The 16,160-nt window shown below is 68.2% G+C and carries 14 protein-coding genes and 1 pseudogene; 10 read left to right on the top strand and 5 right to left on the bottom strand.

Annotation, left to right across the window (positions count from 1 at the left end):
• The first annotated feature begins 140 nt into the window (after positions 1 to 140).
• The 4 genes from GD429_RS12550 (at position 141) to GD429_RS12535 (ending at position 3,883) form a co-directional block, all read left to right on the top strand.
• Positions 141 to 1,025 (top strand): LysR family transcriptional regulator, encoded by an 885-nt coding sequence (locus GD429_RS12550; RefSeq protein ID WP_152857220.1) that lies wholly within the window; start codon positions 141 to 143, stop codon positions 1,023 to 1,025.
• A gap of 164 nt (positions 1,026 to 1,189) precedes the next feature.
• Positions 1,190 to 2,122, top strand: coding sequence for an AEC family transporter (locus GD429_RS12545; protein WP_227791627.1), 933 nt, complete (start codon positions 1,190 to 1,192; stop codon positions 2,120 to 2,122).
• 159 nt (positions 2,123 to 2,281) lie between these two features.
• The gene (locus tag GD429_RS12540) at positions 2,282 to 3,214 is read left to right on the top strand and encodes a DMT family transporter (RefSeq protein ID WP_152857218.1); all 933 of its coding nucleotides are present in this window, start codon (positions 2,282 to 2,284) and stop codon (positions 3,212 to 3,214) included.
• A 294-nt stretch (positions 3,215 to 3,508) separates the two neighbouring features.
• Positions 3,509 to 3,883 (top strand): hypothetical protein, encoded by a 375-nt coding sequence (locus GD429_RS12535; RefSeq protein ID WP_152857217.1) that lies wholly within the window; start codon positions 3,509 to 3,511, stop codon positions 3,881 to 3,883.
• 150 nt (positions 3,884 to 4,033) lie between these two features.
• Here the strand turns inward: GD429_RS12535 and GD429_RS12530 are convergent, their stop codons facing one another.
• Complete coding sequence (locus GD429_RS12530; protein ID WP_152857216.1) at positions 4,034 to 5,551, bottom strand: CoA-acylating methylmalonate-semialdehyde dehydrogenase; 1,518 nt, start codon at positions 5,549 to 5,551, stop codon at positions 4,034 to 4,036.
• A 50-nt stretch (positions 5,552 to 5,601) separates the two neighbouring features.
• A complete protein-coding gene (locus GD429_RS12525; protein WP_152857215.1) occupies positions 5,602 to 6,960 on the bottom strand; it encodes an aspartate aminotransferase family protein in 1,359 nt (452 codons plus the stop codon).
• Between the two features lie 105 nt (positions 6,961 to 7,065).
• On the opposite strand from GD429_RS12525, the gene GD429_RS12520 reads away from it, so the two are divergent.
• Positions 7,066 to 8,028, top strand: a complete 963-nt coding sequence (locus GD429_RS12520) for a LysR family transcriptional regulator (RefSeq protein WP_152857214.1) — start codon at positions 7,066 to 7,068, stop codon at positions 8,026 to 8,028.
• A gap of 169 nt (positions 8,029 to 8,197) precedes the next feature.
• Positions 8,198 to 8,689, top strand: a complete 492-nt coding sequence (locus GD429_RS12515; protein ID WP_152857213.1) for a 2,4'-dihydroxyacetophenone dioxygenase family protein — start codon at positions 8,198 to 8,200, stop codon at positions 8,687 to 8,689.
• 101 nt (positions 8,690 to 8,790) lie between these two features.
• Here the strand turns inward: GD429_RS12515 and GD429_RS12510 are convergent, their stop codons facing one another.
• Positions 8,791 to 9,939 carry an epoxide hydrolase family protein gene (locus tag GD429_RS12510; RefSeq protein WP_152857212.1) on the bottom strand — a complete coding sequence of 383 codons (1,149 nt, stop codon included), beginning with the start codon at positions 9,937 to 9,939 and terminating at the stop codon, positions 8,791 to 8,793.
• Between the two features lie 77 nt (positions 9,940 to 10,016).
• Entirely contained in the window at positions 10,017 to 10,976 is a 960-nt protein-coding gene (locus GD429_RS12505; RefSeq protein ID WP_152857211.1) for a GlxA family transcriptional regulator, read from the bottom strand.
• 135 nt (positions 10,977 to 11,111) lie between these two features.
• Between GD429_RS12505 and GD429_RS12500 the strand changes: the two genes are divergently transcribed.
• The 4 genes and pseudogenes from GD429_RS12500 to GD429_RS12485 all read left to right on the top strand — a co-directional run bounded on the left by GD429_RS12500 (position 11,112) and on the right by GD429_RS12485 (position 14,545).
• Complete coding sequence (locus tag GD429_RS12500; protein ID WP_152857210.1) at positions 11,112 to 11,912, top strand: SDR family NAD(P)-dependent oxidoreductase; 801 nt, start codon at positions 11,112 to 11,114, stop codon at positions 11,910 to 11,912.
• Between the two features lie 50 nt (positions 11,913 to 11,962).
• Positions 11,963 to 12,103, top strand: a pseudogene (locus tag GD429_RS12495) (short-chain dehydrogenase); the annotation flags it as partial.
• A gap of 11 nt (positions 12,104 to 12,114) precedes the next feature.
• Positions 12,115 to 12,519, top strand: a complete 405-nt coding sequence (locus GD429_RS12490) for a nuclear transport factor 2 family protein (RefSeq protein WP_152857209.1) — start codon at positions 12,115 to 12,117, stop codon at positions 12,517 to 12,519.
• 259 nt (positions 12,520 to 12,778) lie between these two features.
• A complete protein-coding gene (locus GD429_RS12485; protein WP_227791626.1) occupies positions 12,779 to 14,545 on the top strand; it encodes a sensor domain-containing diguanylate cyclase in 1,767 nt (588 codons plus the stop codon).
• Positions 14,546 to 14,618: 73 nt separating this feature from the next.
• Here GD429_RS12485 and GD429_RS12480 read toward each other — a convergent pair whose 3' ends face one another.
• A complete protein-coding gene (locus tag GD429_RS12480; protein WP_152857208.1) occupies positions 14,619 to 15,986 on the bottom strand; it encodes an MFS transporter in 1,368 nt (455 codons plus the stop codon).
• Positions 15,987 to 16,160: the final 174 nt, after the last annotated feature.

Here is a 16,160-nt window from a genome sequence, read left to right as displayed (position 1 = left end):
ATGATGTCCGCGAACTCGCCGGCCGCATTTTCCCGCTGATTCTCGCCGACCTTGCCGCACCTGTGCGGCGTGTCGCGCGAACGCTGCCGCCGTCACGCGAGCAATCCGCATGCCGGCCCGTCGCCCACGTCACTTCGTCCATGTCACTACGCGCATTCAGAACGCTGGTCGCCATCGCCCGATACCGGACCTTCGCACGCGCCGGCGAAGCCATCGGGCTCACGCAGTCGGCGGTGAGCCTGCAGATCAAGACGCTCGAAAACGAATACAACGTGCAGTTGTTCGACCGTTCGCGCCGGCAGCCGGTGCTCACCGAAGCCGGCAACATCCTGCTCGCGCAGGCCGAGCAGGTGCTCGCGATGGTCGACCGGATTCCCGATGCGCTCAGCGACGAGAAGAAGCTCGTCGGCCGCCTGCGGATCGGCGCGATCCAGACCGCGCTGTCCGGCCCGCTGCCCGACGCGCTGCTCGCGCTGCGCAATGCGCATCCGTCGCTGCGCGTGCACGTGTCGGCCGGCATGTCGGCCGAGCTGGCGAACCGCGTCGCGGCCGGCGAACTCGATGCGGCGATCACGACGCGCCCCGTGCGCCCGCATCCGGCGGAACTGACGTGGACCACGCTGTACGAGGATCGCTTCTGGCTGCTCGCGCCGCCGGACCATACGGAACGCGACGCGGGCACGTTGCTCGAAGCGCTGCCGTTCATCCGCTTCGACGCGCAGGCCTGGGCCGGCCGCATGATCGCCGCCGAGCTGCGCCGCATCGGCGTGCGCGTGCGAGAAGAGATGGTGCTGGACAGCGCGGAAACGATCGCACGGATGGTGGCGCGCGGGCTCGGCGCAGCGATCGTCGCGCTCCCCGATGCGACGCTCGCGCGCCTGCCGCCCGTCACGCGCTTGCCGTTCGGCCAGCCGCAGATGGGGCGCGCGGTCGTGCTGCTCGAACACCAGTCGCGTCCGGCCGAGCGTTTCGCGCGTGCGCTGGCCGCCGAAGTGACCGCGTCATCAATGAGAATTTCTCATTGAACACCCGATAATTAACAATTATTCCTGCTGCTTTCGCGTGTTAACTTGGCGCCATCGTCACTCTTTCGATTGCGAGTCGCCATGTTGCCCGCCGGATGGATTTCCGCGTCGTTCCGCCGCTCCGCCTGCCGGCCGCTCCGCACGGCCGGCGTGAAGGCGCGCCGATGATCGGCCCGATCCTGCTCGCGCTGGCGCCGGTCGCGCTGCTGGTGGCGTTCGGCCACGGCCTGCGTCGCACGGGTTTCATCGCCGAAGCCTTCTGGCCGCAGGCCGAGCGCCTTTGCTACTACGTGCTGTTGCCCGCGCTGTTCGCGGACGGCCTCGCGAACGCGCGACTGCAAGCACTGCCCGTTTTGCCGCTCGCGGCAGCGCTGGTCGGATCGACCGCCGTCGCCGCGGCGCTCCTTCTGCTGGTCCGCCGGTTCGTCCGGGTCGACGGCGCCGGCTTCACGTCGGTGTTCCAGGGCGCGGTGCGCTTCAACAACTATGTCGGCACCGCACTCGCCGCCGGGCTGTTCGGCGCAAAGGGCATCGCGCTCGCGGCCGTCTGCGTCGCGGCGATCGTCCCGACCGTCAACCTGATGTGCGTGCTGGTCTTCGCGCGGTATGGCGACACGCGGCTCGGCGAGGGTGCGCTCGTGCGGCAGATCCTGTCGAATCCGCTCGTCGTCGCGTGCGCGCTCGGGATCGCGATGCAGGCCGGCGGCGTCGCGTTCCCCGCTGCCGTCGAGCCGGCCGTGCGCGCGCTCGGCGCCGCGTCGATGCCGCTCGGCCTGCTGTGCGTGGGCGCGGCACTGAAATTCGATGCGGCCCGTGCGTGGCTGCAGCCGGTGTGCGTCGCGTCGGCGTTCAAGTTCATGGCGATGCCGCTGATCACGCTCGCGGCCGGCCGCCTGTTCGGGCTCGGCGATGCGGCGCTGACCGTCGCGCTGCTGTTCCAGGCGCTGCCGACGTCGTCGGCGTCGTACATCATGGCGCGCCAGCTCGGCGGCGACGCGCCGCTGATGGCCGGCATCACCGCGTTCCAGACGATCGCCGCGGCGCTCGCGATGCCGGTCGTGCTGACGGCGCTCGCGTCGGCACCGGTATTTCGCTGACGGCGCGGCACCCGGCCCGAGACCCGGCCCCGGCCAATACCCGCTGAATCGGCCCAATACCCACATCGGCCTGCCGGCCAGTCGTCGTACGGTTCGACATCGTCGGCCGCGCGCCGTCATGCGCGCATTGCCTCGTCCCCTTTCGACAAGCCACGACACATGAACGCTCCCGCCCCGCCCGCCGGCATCGCCGCCACCCGGCCGAATGCGGCCATCTACGTGAAGCTCACGCTCGTCGCGCTGTTCTGGGGCGGCACGTTCATCGCGGGCCGGATCCTGGCCGCGTCGATGTCCGCGACTTCGGCGGCCACCGGCCGCTTCGCGATCGCCGCGTTGCTGCTGGTCGCGCTGACGTGGAAGTTCGAAGGCGGTCTGCCGAAGCTGAGCGGCCGCCAGATCGTGACGACCTTCGCGCTCGGCGCGACCGGCATCTTCCTGTACAACGTGTGCTTTTTTGCGGCGCTCGCGCAGATGCCGGCCGGCCGCACCGCGCTGTTCGTCGCGCTGAATCCGGTCGCTACCGCCGTGCTGTTGTCGGTCGTCATGCGGGAGCGCCTGTCGCTGTCGCGCTGGGCCGGCATCGCCGTCGCGCTGTGCGGCGCGCTGGTCGTGATCAGCCGCGGCGAATTGCTGCGCGTGCTGACCGACCTCGGCAACACGTTCGGCGCCGGCGAACGTTACATGCTTTGCGCGGTGCTGAGCTGGGCCGCCTATACGGTGATCGGCCGGCGCGCGCTCGACGGGCTGTCGCCGCTCGCGGCGACGACCTACGCGACGCTGTGGGGCCTCGCGCTGCTGGTCGTCGCGCATCTGTTCGGACCGGGCGCGAGCGGCGACACGCCGCTGACGTGGCAGGCCGTCGTGTCGATGATCTATCTCGGCGCGATCGGCACCGTGGTCGCATTCGTCTGGTATTCGCAAGGCATCCGCGAACTCGGGCCGGCCCGCGCGGCCGTGTTCACCAACCTGGTGCCGGTGTTCGGCGTGCTGCTGTCGGTCGCGCTGCTCGGCGAGCCTCTGTCGCCGTCGATGCTGGCCGGCGGCGCGCTCGTGATCGCGGGCGTCGCGCTGACCAATCGCGCACGGCGCTGACGTATCGGCGCATGCGCCACGCAGGCTCGGGGACGGATCCCGAATACCGGATCGCGACGGCGCGCGCCGCACCGTTGTGCGACGCCTACGCGCCGCCAATACGCGCTCCGACTTTCTCGCAGCCCTGCCAAAAACCGCCTATCGTGAATGAAGCGCCCCGTTCGTCGCCATCCGACCCTGAGTCGCTCGCACCGGCGGCAACGGTACAGCGCTCCGGCACCATTCATCGCGATCGTCGCGCCCGCTCGCCCGTGCGCACGATCGCGGCCGCCCACCGGATTACAGGAGGCATTCATGAAAGCCGCGCTGCTCGTCAGCTCCGCCCTGCTCGCCATTGCGTCCGCTTCGGCCTCGGCCCAAGGCTCGATCACGAAAGTCGAAAACGGCGCGCTCGTCGCCGCGAACGGGATGACCGTCTACACCTTCGACAAGGACAAGCCCAACGCCGGCACCAGCGCGTGCACGGGCCAGTGCGAATCCTTCTGGCCGCCGTACAAGGCCAGTGCGACCGACGCACCGGTCGGCCCCTACACGATCGTGAAACGCGAAGACGGCAGCCCGCAATGGGCGTACAAGGGCAAGCCGCTGTACTTCTTCTCGAAGGACATGAAACAGGGCGACCGCAACGGCGACAACTTCAAGGACATGTGGCACGTGGTCGCGCCGTAAGCGTTGTTTCGCCGCTGTCCGCGCAATTGGCGCGGACGTAAAAAAGCCCGCCCGGATCGTGGTCGATCGGGGGCGGGCCTTCGCATCTTTCACGCGGCCACATCGCTTCGCCAGCCGACAGGCCGGCGATGCATGCCGCCGAAATGCGCGTCAGCGGTTCGACGGGAAGCTGAACACCGTCCCTTCGCGCACGCCGGCCGACGGCCAGCGCTGCGTGATCGTCTTGCGCTTCGTATAGAACCGCACGGCGTCCGGGCCATATGCGTGCAGGTCGCCGAACAGCGAACGCTTCCAGCCGCCGAACGAGTGGTACGCGACGGGCACCGGCAGCGGCACGTTGATGCCGACCATGCCGATCTGGATGTTGTCGCTGAAGTAGCGCGCGGCCTCGCCGTCGCGCGTGAACAGGCACGTGCCGTTGCCGTATTCGTGCGCGTCGATCAGCGCCATCGCCTCGTCGAGCGACTTCAGGCGGATCACGCCGAGCACCGGCCCGAAGATCTCGTGCTGGTAGATCGGCATGCCGGGCTTCACGTTGTCGAACAGGCACGGGCCGAGGTAGTAGCCGCCGTCGTGACCGTCGACCTTCACACCGCGGCCGTCGACGACGAGCGTCGCGCCCGCTGCCACGCCCGCTTCGACGAAGCCCGTCACCTTCTCGAAATGCTGCTGCGTGACGAGCGGGCCCATGTCGACGCCCGCGCCGTTGCCCGGGCCGACCTTCATCTTGTCGATTTCGGCCTTCAGGCCCGCGACGACCTGGTCGCCCGTGTCGTCGCCGATCGCGACGACCAGCGGGATCGCCATGCAGCGCTCGCCGCACGAGCCGTACGCGGCGCCCATCAGCGCGTTCACCGCATTGCCGATGTCGGCGTCGGGCATCACGACCGCGAAGTTCTTCGCGCCGCCGAGCGCCTGCACGCGCTTGCCGTGCGCGCAGCCGGTCGAGTAGATGTATTCGGCGATCGGCGTCGAGCCGACGAAGCTCACGGCCTTCACGCGCGGATCGGTCAGGATCGTGTCGACCGCTTCCTTGTCGCCGTTCACGACGTTCAGCACGCCCGGCGGCAGGCCGGCCTCGAGCGCGAGCTCGGCCATGCGCAGCGTCGACGACGGCGTGCGTTCGGACGGCTTCAGCACGAACGTGTTGCCGCATGCGACCGCCATCGGCCACATCCACAGCGGCACCATCACCGGGAAGTTGAACGGCGTGATGCCGGCCGCCACACCGAGCGCCTGGAACTCGCTCCACGAATCGATCGCGGGGCCGACGTTCTTGCTGTGCTCGCCCTTCAGCAGCTCGGGCACGTAGCTCGCGTATTCGACGTTCTCGATCCCGCGCTGCAGTTCGCCCATCGCATCGGCGAGCACCTTGCCGTGCTCGGCCGTGATCAGCGCGCACAGCTCGTCGGCGTGCTCCTCGAGCAGCGTCTTGAAGCGGCTCATCACATGGGCACGCTTCAGCGGCGGCGTGTTGCGCCACGCCGGGAACGCGGCCTGCGCGGACGCGATCGCGGCTTCGACGGTCAGCTTGTCGGCGAGCACGACGCTCTTGTGCGATTCGCCGGTGGCCGGGTCGAACACCGGCTGGACGCGGCTGCCGCCATCGACGCGCTTGCCGTCGATCAGGTGGCCGAGGGTGGAGGTCACATTGCTGTCGTGTTTCATCTGTCTGGCTCTTTCGTGAATTCGGTAGTCGCTTGGGGGCGGGCCGCGGCTCAGTCCACTTCGTTCAGCGCGTCGGACAACGCATTGACCAGGTTGTCGATCTCGCGCTTTTCCGAGATGAACGGCGGCGCGAGCTGGATCGTGTCGCCGCCGTAGCGCACATAGAAGCCCTTCGCCCAGCAGCGCATCGCGATCTCGTACGGGCGCCGTGCCGGTTCGCCCGGCAGCGCCGCGATCGTCAGGCCGGCCGCGAGGCCGTAGTTGCGGATGTCCGCGATGTGGCGCTGGCCCTTCAGCCCGTGCACCGCCGCCTCGAAATGCGGCGCGAGATCGCGCACGCGGGCCACCGCATCTTCCTTCACGAGCAGGTCGAGCGCCGCGACGCCGGCCGCGCACGCGACCGGGTGCGCCGAATACGTGTAGCCGTGCGGGAATTCGAGCATGTACTCGGGGCCGCCTGCCGCCATGAACGTGTCGTAGATTTCCTTCGTCGCGATCACGCCGCCGAGCGGCTGCACGCCGTTCGTCACCTGCTTCGCGAAGTTCAGGATGTCCGGCGTCACGCCGAACGCGTCGGCGCCCGTCATCGCGCCGGCACGGCCGAAGCCCGTGATGACCTCATCGAAAATCAGCAGGATGTCGTGTGCGGTACAGATGTCGCGCAGCCGCTTCAGATAACCCTTCGGCGGCACGACCACGCCCGCCGAACCGGAGAACGGCTCGACGATCACGGCCGCGATGTTCGATGCGTCGTGCAGCGCGATCAGGTCGAGCAGGCGGTCGGCCAGCTCCGCGCCGTGTTCGGGCATCCCGCGCGAGAACTTGTTCTCGGCGAGTTGCGTGTGCGGCAGGAAATCGGCGTCGAGGCCCTGGCCGAACAGCTTGCGGTTCGGCCCGATCCCGCCGACCGAGATACCGCCGAAGTTCACGCCGTGGTAGCCCTTCTCGCGGCCGATCAGGCGCGTCTTCGTGCCCTTGCCCTTCGCGCGCCAGTATGCGCGGGCCAGCTTCAGCGACGTGTCGGCCGCTTCCGAGCCCGAACCCGTGAAGAACACGTAGTCGAGGCCGGCCGGCGTCAGGTCCTTGATCTTGTTCGCGAGCTCGAACGACTTCGGATGGCCGAACTGGAACGCCGGCGCGTAGTCGAGCTGCGCGACCTGGCGGCTCACGGCTTCGACGATTTCCGTGCGGCCGTGACCGAGGCCCGTGCACCAGAGGCCCGACAGGCCGTCGAAGATCTTGCGGCCTTCGGCGTCCGTGTAATACGCACCCTGGCCCGACACGATCATGCGCGGATCGGCCTTGAACTGGCGGTTGGCCGTGAACGGCATCCAGTGCGCGTCGAGCCAGGCGGCGTCGGTGCGGATAGTCGGGTCGTCCTGCTGCGCGGCGGTGGTGATGTCGGTCATGTCGGTCGGCGCGGCGCGCCCCTCCTTCTTGTGATGATATTGCGCATTGTCGGGAGGCCAATTAGTCTCTTCAATATCGCAATATCAATGTTCACTTGCGCAACTATGCAAGCAAAGAAACCGAAGAGCCGCGCGCTGCTCGGGCAGCTCAGCGACATGGATCTCCGCCTGCTGCGGGTCTTCAAGGGCGTCGTGCAGTGCGGCGGGATGGCGGCGGCCGAACTGGAACTGAATATCGGCATCTCGACGATCAGCCGGCACGTGAAGGATCTGGAAACGCGCGTCGGCCTCGTGCTGTGCCGGCGCGGCCGCGCCGGCTTCACGCTGACGCCCGAGGGCCAGACCGTGTACGAGGAAACGCTACGGCTGCTGGCGTCGATGGAGGCCTTTCGCAGCAGGATAGACGGTATTCACGACAGGATGGGCGGAGAACTGCACATCGCGGTGTTCGACAAGACGGCCACCAACCCGAACGCGCGGCTCGGCGACGCGATCCGCCGGTTCGCGGATGAGGCGCCCGACGTCACGCTGAACCTGCATGTCGCGTCGATCAACGAGGTCGAGCGCGGGATCATCGACGGCAGCTACCAGGTCGGGATCATTCCCGCGCACCGCAACTCGGGCAGCCTCGTGTATTCGGAGCTGTTCGACGAACGGATGCTGCTGTACTGCGGCCGCCAGCATCCGCTCTACGATGCGCCGCACGGCAAGCTCACGTGGACGACGATCCGCAACCATGCATTCGCAGGGCTCGGCTTCCATTCGCCGAACATGGAGCTGAGTCATCGCGCGAAGCTCACGCGCAGCGCAACCGCGTCGGACCAGGAATCGATCGCGACGCTGATCCTGTCCGGCCGTTATCTCGGTTTCCTGCCCGACCATTACGCGGAAAGCTTCGAAAACAAGGGGCTGATGCAGCCGATCGCGCCGCACCGGTTCAACTATCGGTGCCGGTTCGTGAGCCTGCTGCGGCGCTCGCCGCGGCCTTCGCGGGCCGCGTTGCTGTTCCAGTCGTGCCTGGAAGCCGCGCACGATGCGAAGGCGCGGCCGGGCGGCGGCGACGCGTAGCCGTTGCGACGGTCCGCGCCGCGCCGCGTCGGGTCGGGTCGGGTCGCATGGGAACGGCGGCGCAGGCATCGCGTTCAGCGCCGTGCGCCGCATGCGAACCGCCGCCGTTCAGCCGTGCGATCCGCCTCTGCGATAATGCGGGCTCCCCATTTCCGCTCCGCCTTCCGCCATGACGCAGCCGCCCGCCCCGCTCCCCACCGACCTGCCGCCGATCTCGTGCCTGCCCGGCGACGCGCTGCCGTGGCTGCCGATGAGCGCCGACCTGCCGGGGCTGGCGATCAAGTACCTGCACATCAATGCGGCCGAGGACACGCTGACCGCGCTATTGAAGATGCCGGCCGGCGGCACGCTGCCGCGTCATCGCCACGACGGCGAGGTGTTCGTCCATACGCTGCAGGGCGCGTGGCGCTACCTCGAGTACGACTGGATCGCGCAGGCCGGCTCGACGGTGCTCGAACCGGCCGGCTCGGTGCACACGCCGCAAACGCTCGGCGCGCCGGGCGAGGATGTGATCACGCTCAACGTGATGCGCGGCGATCTCGTGCTGCTCGACGACGACGGCCGCGAGACCGCGCGCGAGAATTGCCGCGTCGCGCTGCTGCGCCAGCGCAAGCATGCGCGCACGGCGCCGGACGACGCGGTGGCGTTCGTCACACGGTAAGTCAGGCGGCATCGTCGCGTCACGATCCGCATGGTGCCGCTCTCGCTCATGCGCGGATGGCCGCGTGCGCGCTTGGCCAGCTTCCCCGGCCGACCCGCGCATTACCGAAAACGCCGGAAAAATCGCCGAATATCGTTGGCCAGCAGATCCGGCTCTTCCATCGCGGCAAAATGGCCGCCGCTCGGCATGTCGGTCCATTGCACGACGTCGAACACCCGTTCGAGCCAGCTGCGCGGCGGGTGGCTGATTTCCTTCGGAAAACGCGCAAACGCGACGGGCACCGCCACGCGTTGCCCGGCCGCGAAGCGCATTGGCTGCAGCCGGTTTTCCCAATACATCTGCATTGACGAGCCGATGCAGCCGGTGAACCAGTAGAGCGAGATTCCGGTCAGCAGCGTGTCGTGCGAAAACCGTCGTGCGACGTCGCCGTCGCAATCGCTCCACGAGCGGAATTTCTCGGCGATCCATGCGGCCAGCCCGGCCGGCGAATCGTTGAGCGCGACGGCCAGCGTCTGCGGCTTCGTCATATGCATATGCGCGTATCCGCCTTCCAGCGCGGCCCACTCGCCGCGCTGCGTCACGAAGGCCTGTTCGTCCTCGGTCAGCGGCGAAGCCGCGTCGGTCGGAGGCTCGTAGCTGCCGGGCAGGTAGTTCAGATGGATGCCGTCCACCACGTCTGCATGTCGCGCGCCCAGCGCAATCGACACGCCTGCGCCGAGATCGCCGCCTTGCGCGCCGAAGCGTCGATATCCGAGACCGGACATCAACGCCGCCCAGCGGTCGGCGACCTGAAATGCCGACATGCCGGGTGCCGCGGGCGCCGGCGAGAACAGGAAGCCCGGCAGTGACGGTACGACGACGTCGAACGCATCGTCCGGATCGCCGCCGAACACTGCCGGGTCGCAGAGGCGATCGATCAGCGCGTCGAATTCGAATACGGAGCCCGGCCAGCCGTGCGTGACGACGAGCGGATAAGGCTTCGGCCCGGCGCCGCGTCGATGGATGAAATGCACGCGCTGCCCGCCTGCGTCTGCGACGAACTGCGGCAGCCGGTTCAGCGCACGCTCCACCGCACGCCAATCGAAGCGTTCGGCCCAGTACGCGGTCAGTTCGCGCAGCCACGCGCCGTCGACACCCTGCTGCCATGGCCCGGCGGGTGTCAGCATCGGTGCGCGCATGTCGCGCAGGCGCCGGCGCAGGTCATCAAGCGCGTGATCGGGAATCGCAATGTTGAACGGGGCGGCGTGCATCGTGTCTCCTCGCGAAGAATATCGACGAGATTCTGCGCCATTTTTCCGGCCCGCGACGAACGGCTCGCGCCCACGCGTCAGCCTGTTTCCCGCTCGTCCGCGCGCGCATCGCGCCGCATCGCCTGCGGCGGCACGCCAAACCCGCGCACGAACGCCTCGCGCATGTGCCGGCGATCGCGAAACCCGTTCTCCTTCGCGATCACATCGAGCGGATGCCGGCTCTGTTCGATCATCAGCCGCGCGGCTTCGAGCCGCAGCCGCTCGATCGCCTTCGCGGGCGACTGCCCCGTTTCGAGCGTAAACACCCGGCTGAACTGCCGCGGGCTCAGGTGGACCGCATCGGCCAGTTCCTCGACGGTCAGCGCACGGCCGAGATTCTGCCGCGCGTAGTTCAGCGCGTTCTGGATCCGGTCTGATTTCGGCGCGAGCTCCAGCATTTCCGAATGCTGCGACTGGCCGCCGGCCCGGCGCTGGTGCATCACGAGCTTGTGCGCGACCGAGCGCGCGGCATCGGCGCCGAGATCCTTTTCCACCATCGCGAGCGCGAGGTCGAGGCCGGCCGTCATCCCGGCCGACGTCCAGATCGGCCCGTCGACGATATAAATCCGGTCTTCCTCGACGCGAATCTCCGGGTAGTGCCGCTGCATGTCGCGGCCGAACGCCCAGTGCGTCGTCGCGCGGCGCTGCGCGAGCAGCCCGGCCTCGGCCAGCACGAACGCGCCCGTACAGATGCCGGCGATCCGCCGCGCACGCGCGTTCGCGCGGCGCAGGAACGCGACCACGCCGGGCGGTGCCGGCGCAGCGAGCGGATCGTTGACGCCCGCGACGATCCACGTATCGACGTCGATCCGCCCGCGCAGCGCGCGCGTGGCGACCGACAGCCCGAGCGACGAGCGCACGTCGCCGCCGTCGACCGAATAGTTGTCCATCACGTAGAACGACTCGCCCGCGCCCATGTTCGCGTATTCGAACACCGACTGCGCGGCAAGCGCCATGATCTGGAAGCCGTCGCTGATCAGAAAGCCGATTCGGTGCATGCGTGCTCTCCAGTCCGGGCGTGCGTTTGGCCCTATGTCCTGAATCATACCCATCTACGTCATTTGTGTCGCATCGATTCGAAGCCAGAATGCATTCACGCCATTCGGCCACTTCATCGAAAACGGAGCGACATCATGACTCAAGCACATCGCGGTACCGCCCTCATTACCGGCGCGTCGTCGGGCATCGGCGCCCTCTACGCGGACCGGCTCGCGCGCCGCGGCTACGACCTGATCCTGGTCGCGCGCAACCGCGACCGGCTGGCCGCCCTCGCCAAGCGCATCACGAACGACACGCAGCGCAGCGTCGAGATCGTCGACGCCGACCTCAACGACCGCGCGGCGCTCGCCGCCGTCGAGGCGAAGCTGAAGCAGGACGCGAGCATCACGCTGCTCGTGAACAACGCGGGGGTCGGCACGCACACGCCGCTGCTCGACAGCGACGTCGACACGATGACGCGGATGATCGACCTTAACGTGACCGCGCTCACGCGCCTCACCTACGCGGCCGTGCCCGGCTTCGTCGCCCGCGGTCGCGGCGCCGTCATCAACATTTCGTCGGTCGTCGCGATTTCACCGGAGACGCTGAACGGCGTGTACGGCGGCACCAAGGCGTTCGTCCTCGCGTTCAGCCAGTCGCTGCATCACGAACTCACCGACAAGGGCGTGCAGGTGCAGGCCGTGCTGCCCGGCGCGACAGCCACGGATTTCTGGCAGACGGCCGGCTTGCCGATCGAGCACCTGCCGAAGGAAATCGTAATGCCGGCGCCGGAGATGGTCGACGCGGCGCTGGTCGGCTTCGATCGCGGCGAACTCGTGACGATTCCGTCGCTGCACGCGGGCGAAGAATGGGATGCGTACGAGGCCGCGCGCCAGACGATGGCGCCGCACCTGTCGACCGATACGCCGGCGCCGCGCTACACGGCGGCGCGCTGATTCCCGTTTTCGCTTCTCCCCGATCCGATCAGACAAATGGAGCACGCATCATGAAACTCAGCGGCAATACCGTCTTCATCACGGGTGGCACCTCCGGCGTCGGCCGCGCGCTCGAAATCGCGCTCGAGTGGCGCGGCAGCAAGGTGATCGTCGCCGGCCGGCGCAAGGCGCTGCTCGACGAGATCTCGCGGCAGCACACATCATGACGACCGCACTGGAAGAGAAAAACACGGCCTTCGTCCTCGAAGCGCCGGATACGCTCTTCAACCGGAAAGACTACGAGCGTGCCGCGCAATTCTGGGCCGACGATTACGTGCAGCACAGCCGGCACGTTCCGGCCGGCCGCGACGGGCTGTTCGGCCTCGTCGATTCGATGTCCGACCTGCGTTTCGAATACGACAGGGTCGCCGCCAACGGCGACTTCGTGTGGGTGCACAGCCGGTACACGAACTCGGCGAGCGCCGTCGCGCTGATCGCGATCAATATCCTGCGGATCGAGGGCGGCAAGCTGGTCGAGCACTGGGACGTGCTGCAAGACGAGGCGACGCGCGCCGAATCGGCCGGCGGCCATCCGATGTTCGGCTACGCATTTCCGCACGCGGGTTGATGCGATCGTTCGTCTGACGAAAAAGCCCGGCGCCGGCGCGCCGGGATGCCGCCGGGGATTCTTTCCCTGACGGCGCATATAGGCGCCATCGAGCGCCGATTCCCGCGCGCTTGCCATGTACTTTTCGCAACAGTAAGCTCTACCGCTGCAGTCTCCGAAGCAGCGCCATACCGGGCGCAATCCGTCCGATCACCCGGGCAATCGACCGTTGCGGAATTCGACCATGCGGCTTCGTATGTGCACCACCGAGACCGGCAGCATGCCCGTCTCCCCGCTTGTTTCCCCGCGCATATCGGCCGACCGTTCGCCGGATCTGCCGGCGCTCCCCGAACTCGAAACCGTATGCCGCGTGGCACGCGCGCATTTCGGCACGGCCGGCGCGTTCGTCGCGCGCGCGCAAGCCGGCGCGCAATGCTTGCTGGCGTCCGACGGGACGCTCCCCGAAACGCTTCCGCCGAATGCCTTCCCGCCAAGCGTCGAGCGAGATTCCCTTGCCGGCGGACGACTCGTCGTGCCCGACGTGGGCAACGGCCCGTTTCACACGCCGCAGGTCGTCGCAGCCTGCGAACTGGCCACGCCCGACGGCACCGCGCTAGGCGCGCTGTGCCTCGCCGGCTACACCGGCCTGGCACTCGACGCCACCCAACGCGCATTCCTGCACGACCTCGCGTCGCTCGCGGAACGCGCGTTCGCCCGCGCCATCGCGGAAGCCGCGTTGCGCGAACGGCTCGGCATCGTCGAGGAACACAGCACGCTGACGACGCTCGCGCTGACCGAAAGCGGCACCGGCGTGTGGGATCGCAACGTGGAAACCGGCGAGATCCATTACTCGCCGACCTGGAAGGCGATGCTCGGCTACGCGCCGCACGAGCTGAGCTGCCGGATCGAGGATGCGTACGAACGGCTGCATCCGGACGATGCCGACGACGTGAAGGCGGCCATGCTCGCGCACTTCGAGCGCCGGACCGACAGCTACGAGGTCGAGCACCGCATCCGCTGCAAGGACGGCACGTACAAATGGATCCGCAGCCGCGGCAAGGTGATCAGCCGCGACGGCAACGGCCGCGCGCTGCGCATGGTCGGCACGACCACCGACATCACGGCGCTGCGCGAACTCGCCGCGCGGCTGCGCGACTCGGCCGCGCTCGTCACGGATCTCACCGACCAGGTTCCCGGGCTCGTGTTCCAGCTACGGCAGGCGGCCGACGGGCGCCGCACCTTTACCTATGCGAGTGCGGGTATCCGCGACGTCTACGAACTGACACCGGAGCAGATCGCCCGCAACGCGGGGGCGGTCGAGACGCGGATCCATCCGGCCGACCTGATCGCGTATCGGCAATCGCTGCATGAATCGTCCGCGCGACTGACGCCGTGGCGCCTCGAATATCGCGTGCTGCTGCCCGGCCAGGGCCTGCGTTGGCGCGAAGGCGATGCGCGCCCGCAACGCATGGCCGACGGCGGCACCGTGTGGCACGGCTTCATCACCGATGCGACCGAGCGCAAGCGCATCGAGGCCGAACTGCAGCGGATGGCGACGACCGACCACCTGACGCAACTGTCGAACCGCCACGCGTTCATGCGGCAAAGCGAAGCTGCGCTGCGCGGCGTGCGCGCGACCGGCCGGGCCGCCGCGGTGCTGATGCTCGATCTCGATCACTTCAAGGCGCTGAACGACCGCTGGGGCCATCCGCTCGGCGACCGCGCGCTCCGGCATTTCGCGGGGCTGCTGCTCGCGGAAACCGGGCCGGACGGCATCGTCGGCCGGATCGGCGGCGAGGAATTCGCGATCGTGCTGCCGGGATCGGACCTCGATACGGCGATCGCGTTTGCGCGGCGCCTGCAGCAACGCGCGATGCTGGCGCGGCTCATGCATGAGAACCAACAGGTCGAATTGACCGTCAGCATCGGCATCGACGCGATGCGCGAGTCCGACTTCGGCGCGTACCAGTCGCTGTCGCGCGCCGACAAGGCGCTCTATCTCGCGAAGGATCGCGGCCGCAACCGGATCGAGGTGTATCGGGCGTAGCCGAAGCGGCACGGACCACCCGCGTCGAACCGGACGGCGACAACACCAGCCGCCCGATCGCCCGACCTCACGATCAATGTTGCGCTTCCGCTCGTACGAGCGCGGCTTCGCCCTTCACGCCGAGCATCAGCGCGACGCCGCTGGCGACCAGCAGCGCGGCCAGCAGGTACACGGCGAGATCCATGCTGCCCGTGCGCGTGCGAATGATCCCGATCACCCACGGGCTGACGATGCCGCTCGTGATCCCGATGCTGCTGATCAGCGCGATCCCGGCCGCGGCCGCGTTGCCCGACAGGTAGCGGGTCGGCACGGCCCAGAAAATCGGCAGCGCGGCGAAGATCAGCGTCGCCGCGATCGACAGGCACGCGAGCATCGCCGCGAAGCTGTGCAGGTGCAGCGTCAGCGCCGCGAGCGCGAGCCCGCCGCCGATCGTGCAGCACGCGAAGTGCTTGCGGCGCTCGCCGGTGCGGTCCGAGCGGCGCGCGATCAGGATCAGCCCGACCGCACCGACCGCATTCGGCACGACCGTGTAGAGGCTCACGGCAACGACGTCGGTCACGCCGAAGTCGCGGATCATCAGCGGCATCCAGAAATTGAGCGTCAGCGATGCGCAGGTCAGCGAGAAATAGATGAACGCGAACAGGTACACGCGCGGGTTCGCGAGCGCGGCCGCCAGGCTGCGCCCGTCGTGCGCGCCGCCGTGCCCGCGGCCGTCCGCGCACAGCGCGGCGACGCGCGCCTTTTCATCGGACGTGAGCCAAGCGGCGTCCTGCGGCCGGTCGACGAGGAACGTGAACGCGGCGAACGCGAGCAGGATCGCCGGCGCGCCTTCGATCGCGAACATCCATTGCCAGCCGTGCAGCCCGAGCACGCCGCTCATGTCGCGCATGATCCAGCCCGACATCAGGCCGCCGAGCACGCCGGCCACCGCGACGCCCGCGAAGAACACCGAGATCGCCGCCGCGCGCCGGTTCGCGGGGAACCACCAGGTCAGGTACAGCACGATGCCGGGGAAGAAGCCGGCTTCGAACACGCCGAGCAGGAAGCGCAGCACGTAGAAATGCGACGGCTGCGACACGAACATCATCCCGGTCGACGCGATGCCCCACAGCAGCATGATCCGCGTGAACGTGCGGCGTGCGCCGAAACGCGCGAGCAGCAGATTGCTCGGCACTTCGCAGAACACGTAGCCGACGTAGAACACCGCCGCGCCGAGGCCGTACATCGCATCGCTGAAGCCGAGATCGTGCTTCATCTGCAACTGCGCGAAGCCGATGTTGATGCGGTCGAGGAACGACACGACGTAGCAGAGGAACAGGAACGGGACGATTCGCCACGCGATCTTGCGGAACAGCAGCGCGTCGCCGGATTCGGACGTCGATGAGGATACCGAAGCGCTCGTGTGCGCGAGCGTCGCTTCGGCGGGAAGCGATTGGGGCATGTCTCTCTCCAAACGGGCCGCGCGATTCGAGCGCGCAGCAGTCTCCGAGGGCGTGCATGCGCCCTGCTTTCTTGTGAGACCGGATATGGCTGCCGGAACCGCGGCGCAATGCCTCAGCGGAACCCGCAGCCCTCAGGGAAACGGCGACGCGTTCATCCGAACGCCCCGCCGCCG

This window comes from Burkholderia sp. BE17, assembly GCF_009362305.1.
GTDB classification, from domain to species: Bacteria; Pseudomonadota; Gammaproteobacteria; order Burkholderiales; family Burkholderiaceae; genus Burkholderia; species Burkholderia pyrrocinia_C.
This window is presented reverse-complemented; position numbering and strand designations above follow the sequence as displayed.

Coding starts and splice junctions, on each gene's coding strand:
- GD429_RS12485 (WP_227791626.1), top strand. CDS start 12,779: ATGCCCGTCTCCCCGCTTGTTTCCCCGCGCATATCGGCCGACCGTTCG.
- GD429_RS12515 (WP_152857213.1), top strand. CDS start 8,198: ATGACGCAGCCGCCCGCCCCGCTCCCCACCGACCTGCCGCCGATCTCG.
- GD429_RS12500 (WP_152857210.1), top strand. CDS start 11,112: ATGACTCAAGCACATCGCGGTACCGCCCTCATTACCGGCGCGTCGTCG.
- GD429_RS12525 (WP_152857215.1), bottom strand. CDS start 6,960: ATGACCGACATCACCACCGCCGCGCAGCAGGACGACCCGACTATCCGC.
- GD429_RS12545 (WP_227791627.1), top strand. CDS start 1,190: ATGATCGGCCCGATCCTGCTCGCGCTGGCGCCGGTCGCGCTGCTGGTG.
- GD429_RS12490 (WP_152857209.1), top strand. CDS start 12,115: ATGACGACCGCACTGGAAGAGAAAAACACGGCCTTCGTCCTCGAAGCG.
- GD429_RS12530 (WP_152857216.1), bottom strand. CDS start 5,551: ATGAAACACGACAGCAATGTGACCTCCACCCTCGGCCACCTGATCGAC.
- GD429_RS12540 (WP_152857218.1), top strand. CDS start 2,282: ATGAACGCTCCCGCCCCGCCCGCCGGCATCGCCGCCACCCGGCCGAAT.
- GD429_RS12535 (WP_152857217.1), top strand. CDS start 3,509: ATGAAAGCCGCGCTGCTCGTCAGCTCCGCCCTGCTCGCCATTGCGTCC.
- GD429_RS12480 (WP_152857208.1), bottom strand. CDS start 15,986: ATGCCCCAATCGCTTCCCGCCGAAGCGACGCTCGCGCACACGAGCGCT.
- GD429_RS12550 (WP_152857220.1), top strand. CDS start 141: ATGTCACTACGCGCATTCAGAACGCTGGTCGCCATCGCCCGATACCGG.
- GD429_RS12505 (WP_152857211.1), bottom strand. CDS start 10,976: ATGCACCGAATCGGCTTTCTGATCAGCGACGGCTTCCAGATCATGGCG.
- GD429_RS12520 (WP_152857214.1), top strand. CDS start 7,066: ATGCAAGCAAAGAAACCGAAGAGCCGCGCGCTGCTCGGGCAGCTCAGC.
- GD429_RS12510 (WP_152857212.1), bottom strand. CDS start 9,939: ATGCACGCCGCCCCGTTCAACATTGCGATTCCCGATCACGCGCTTGAT.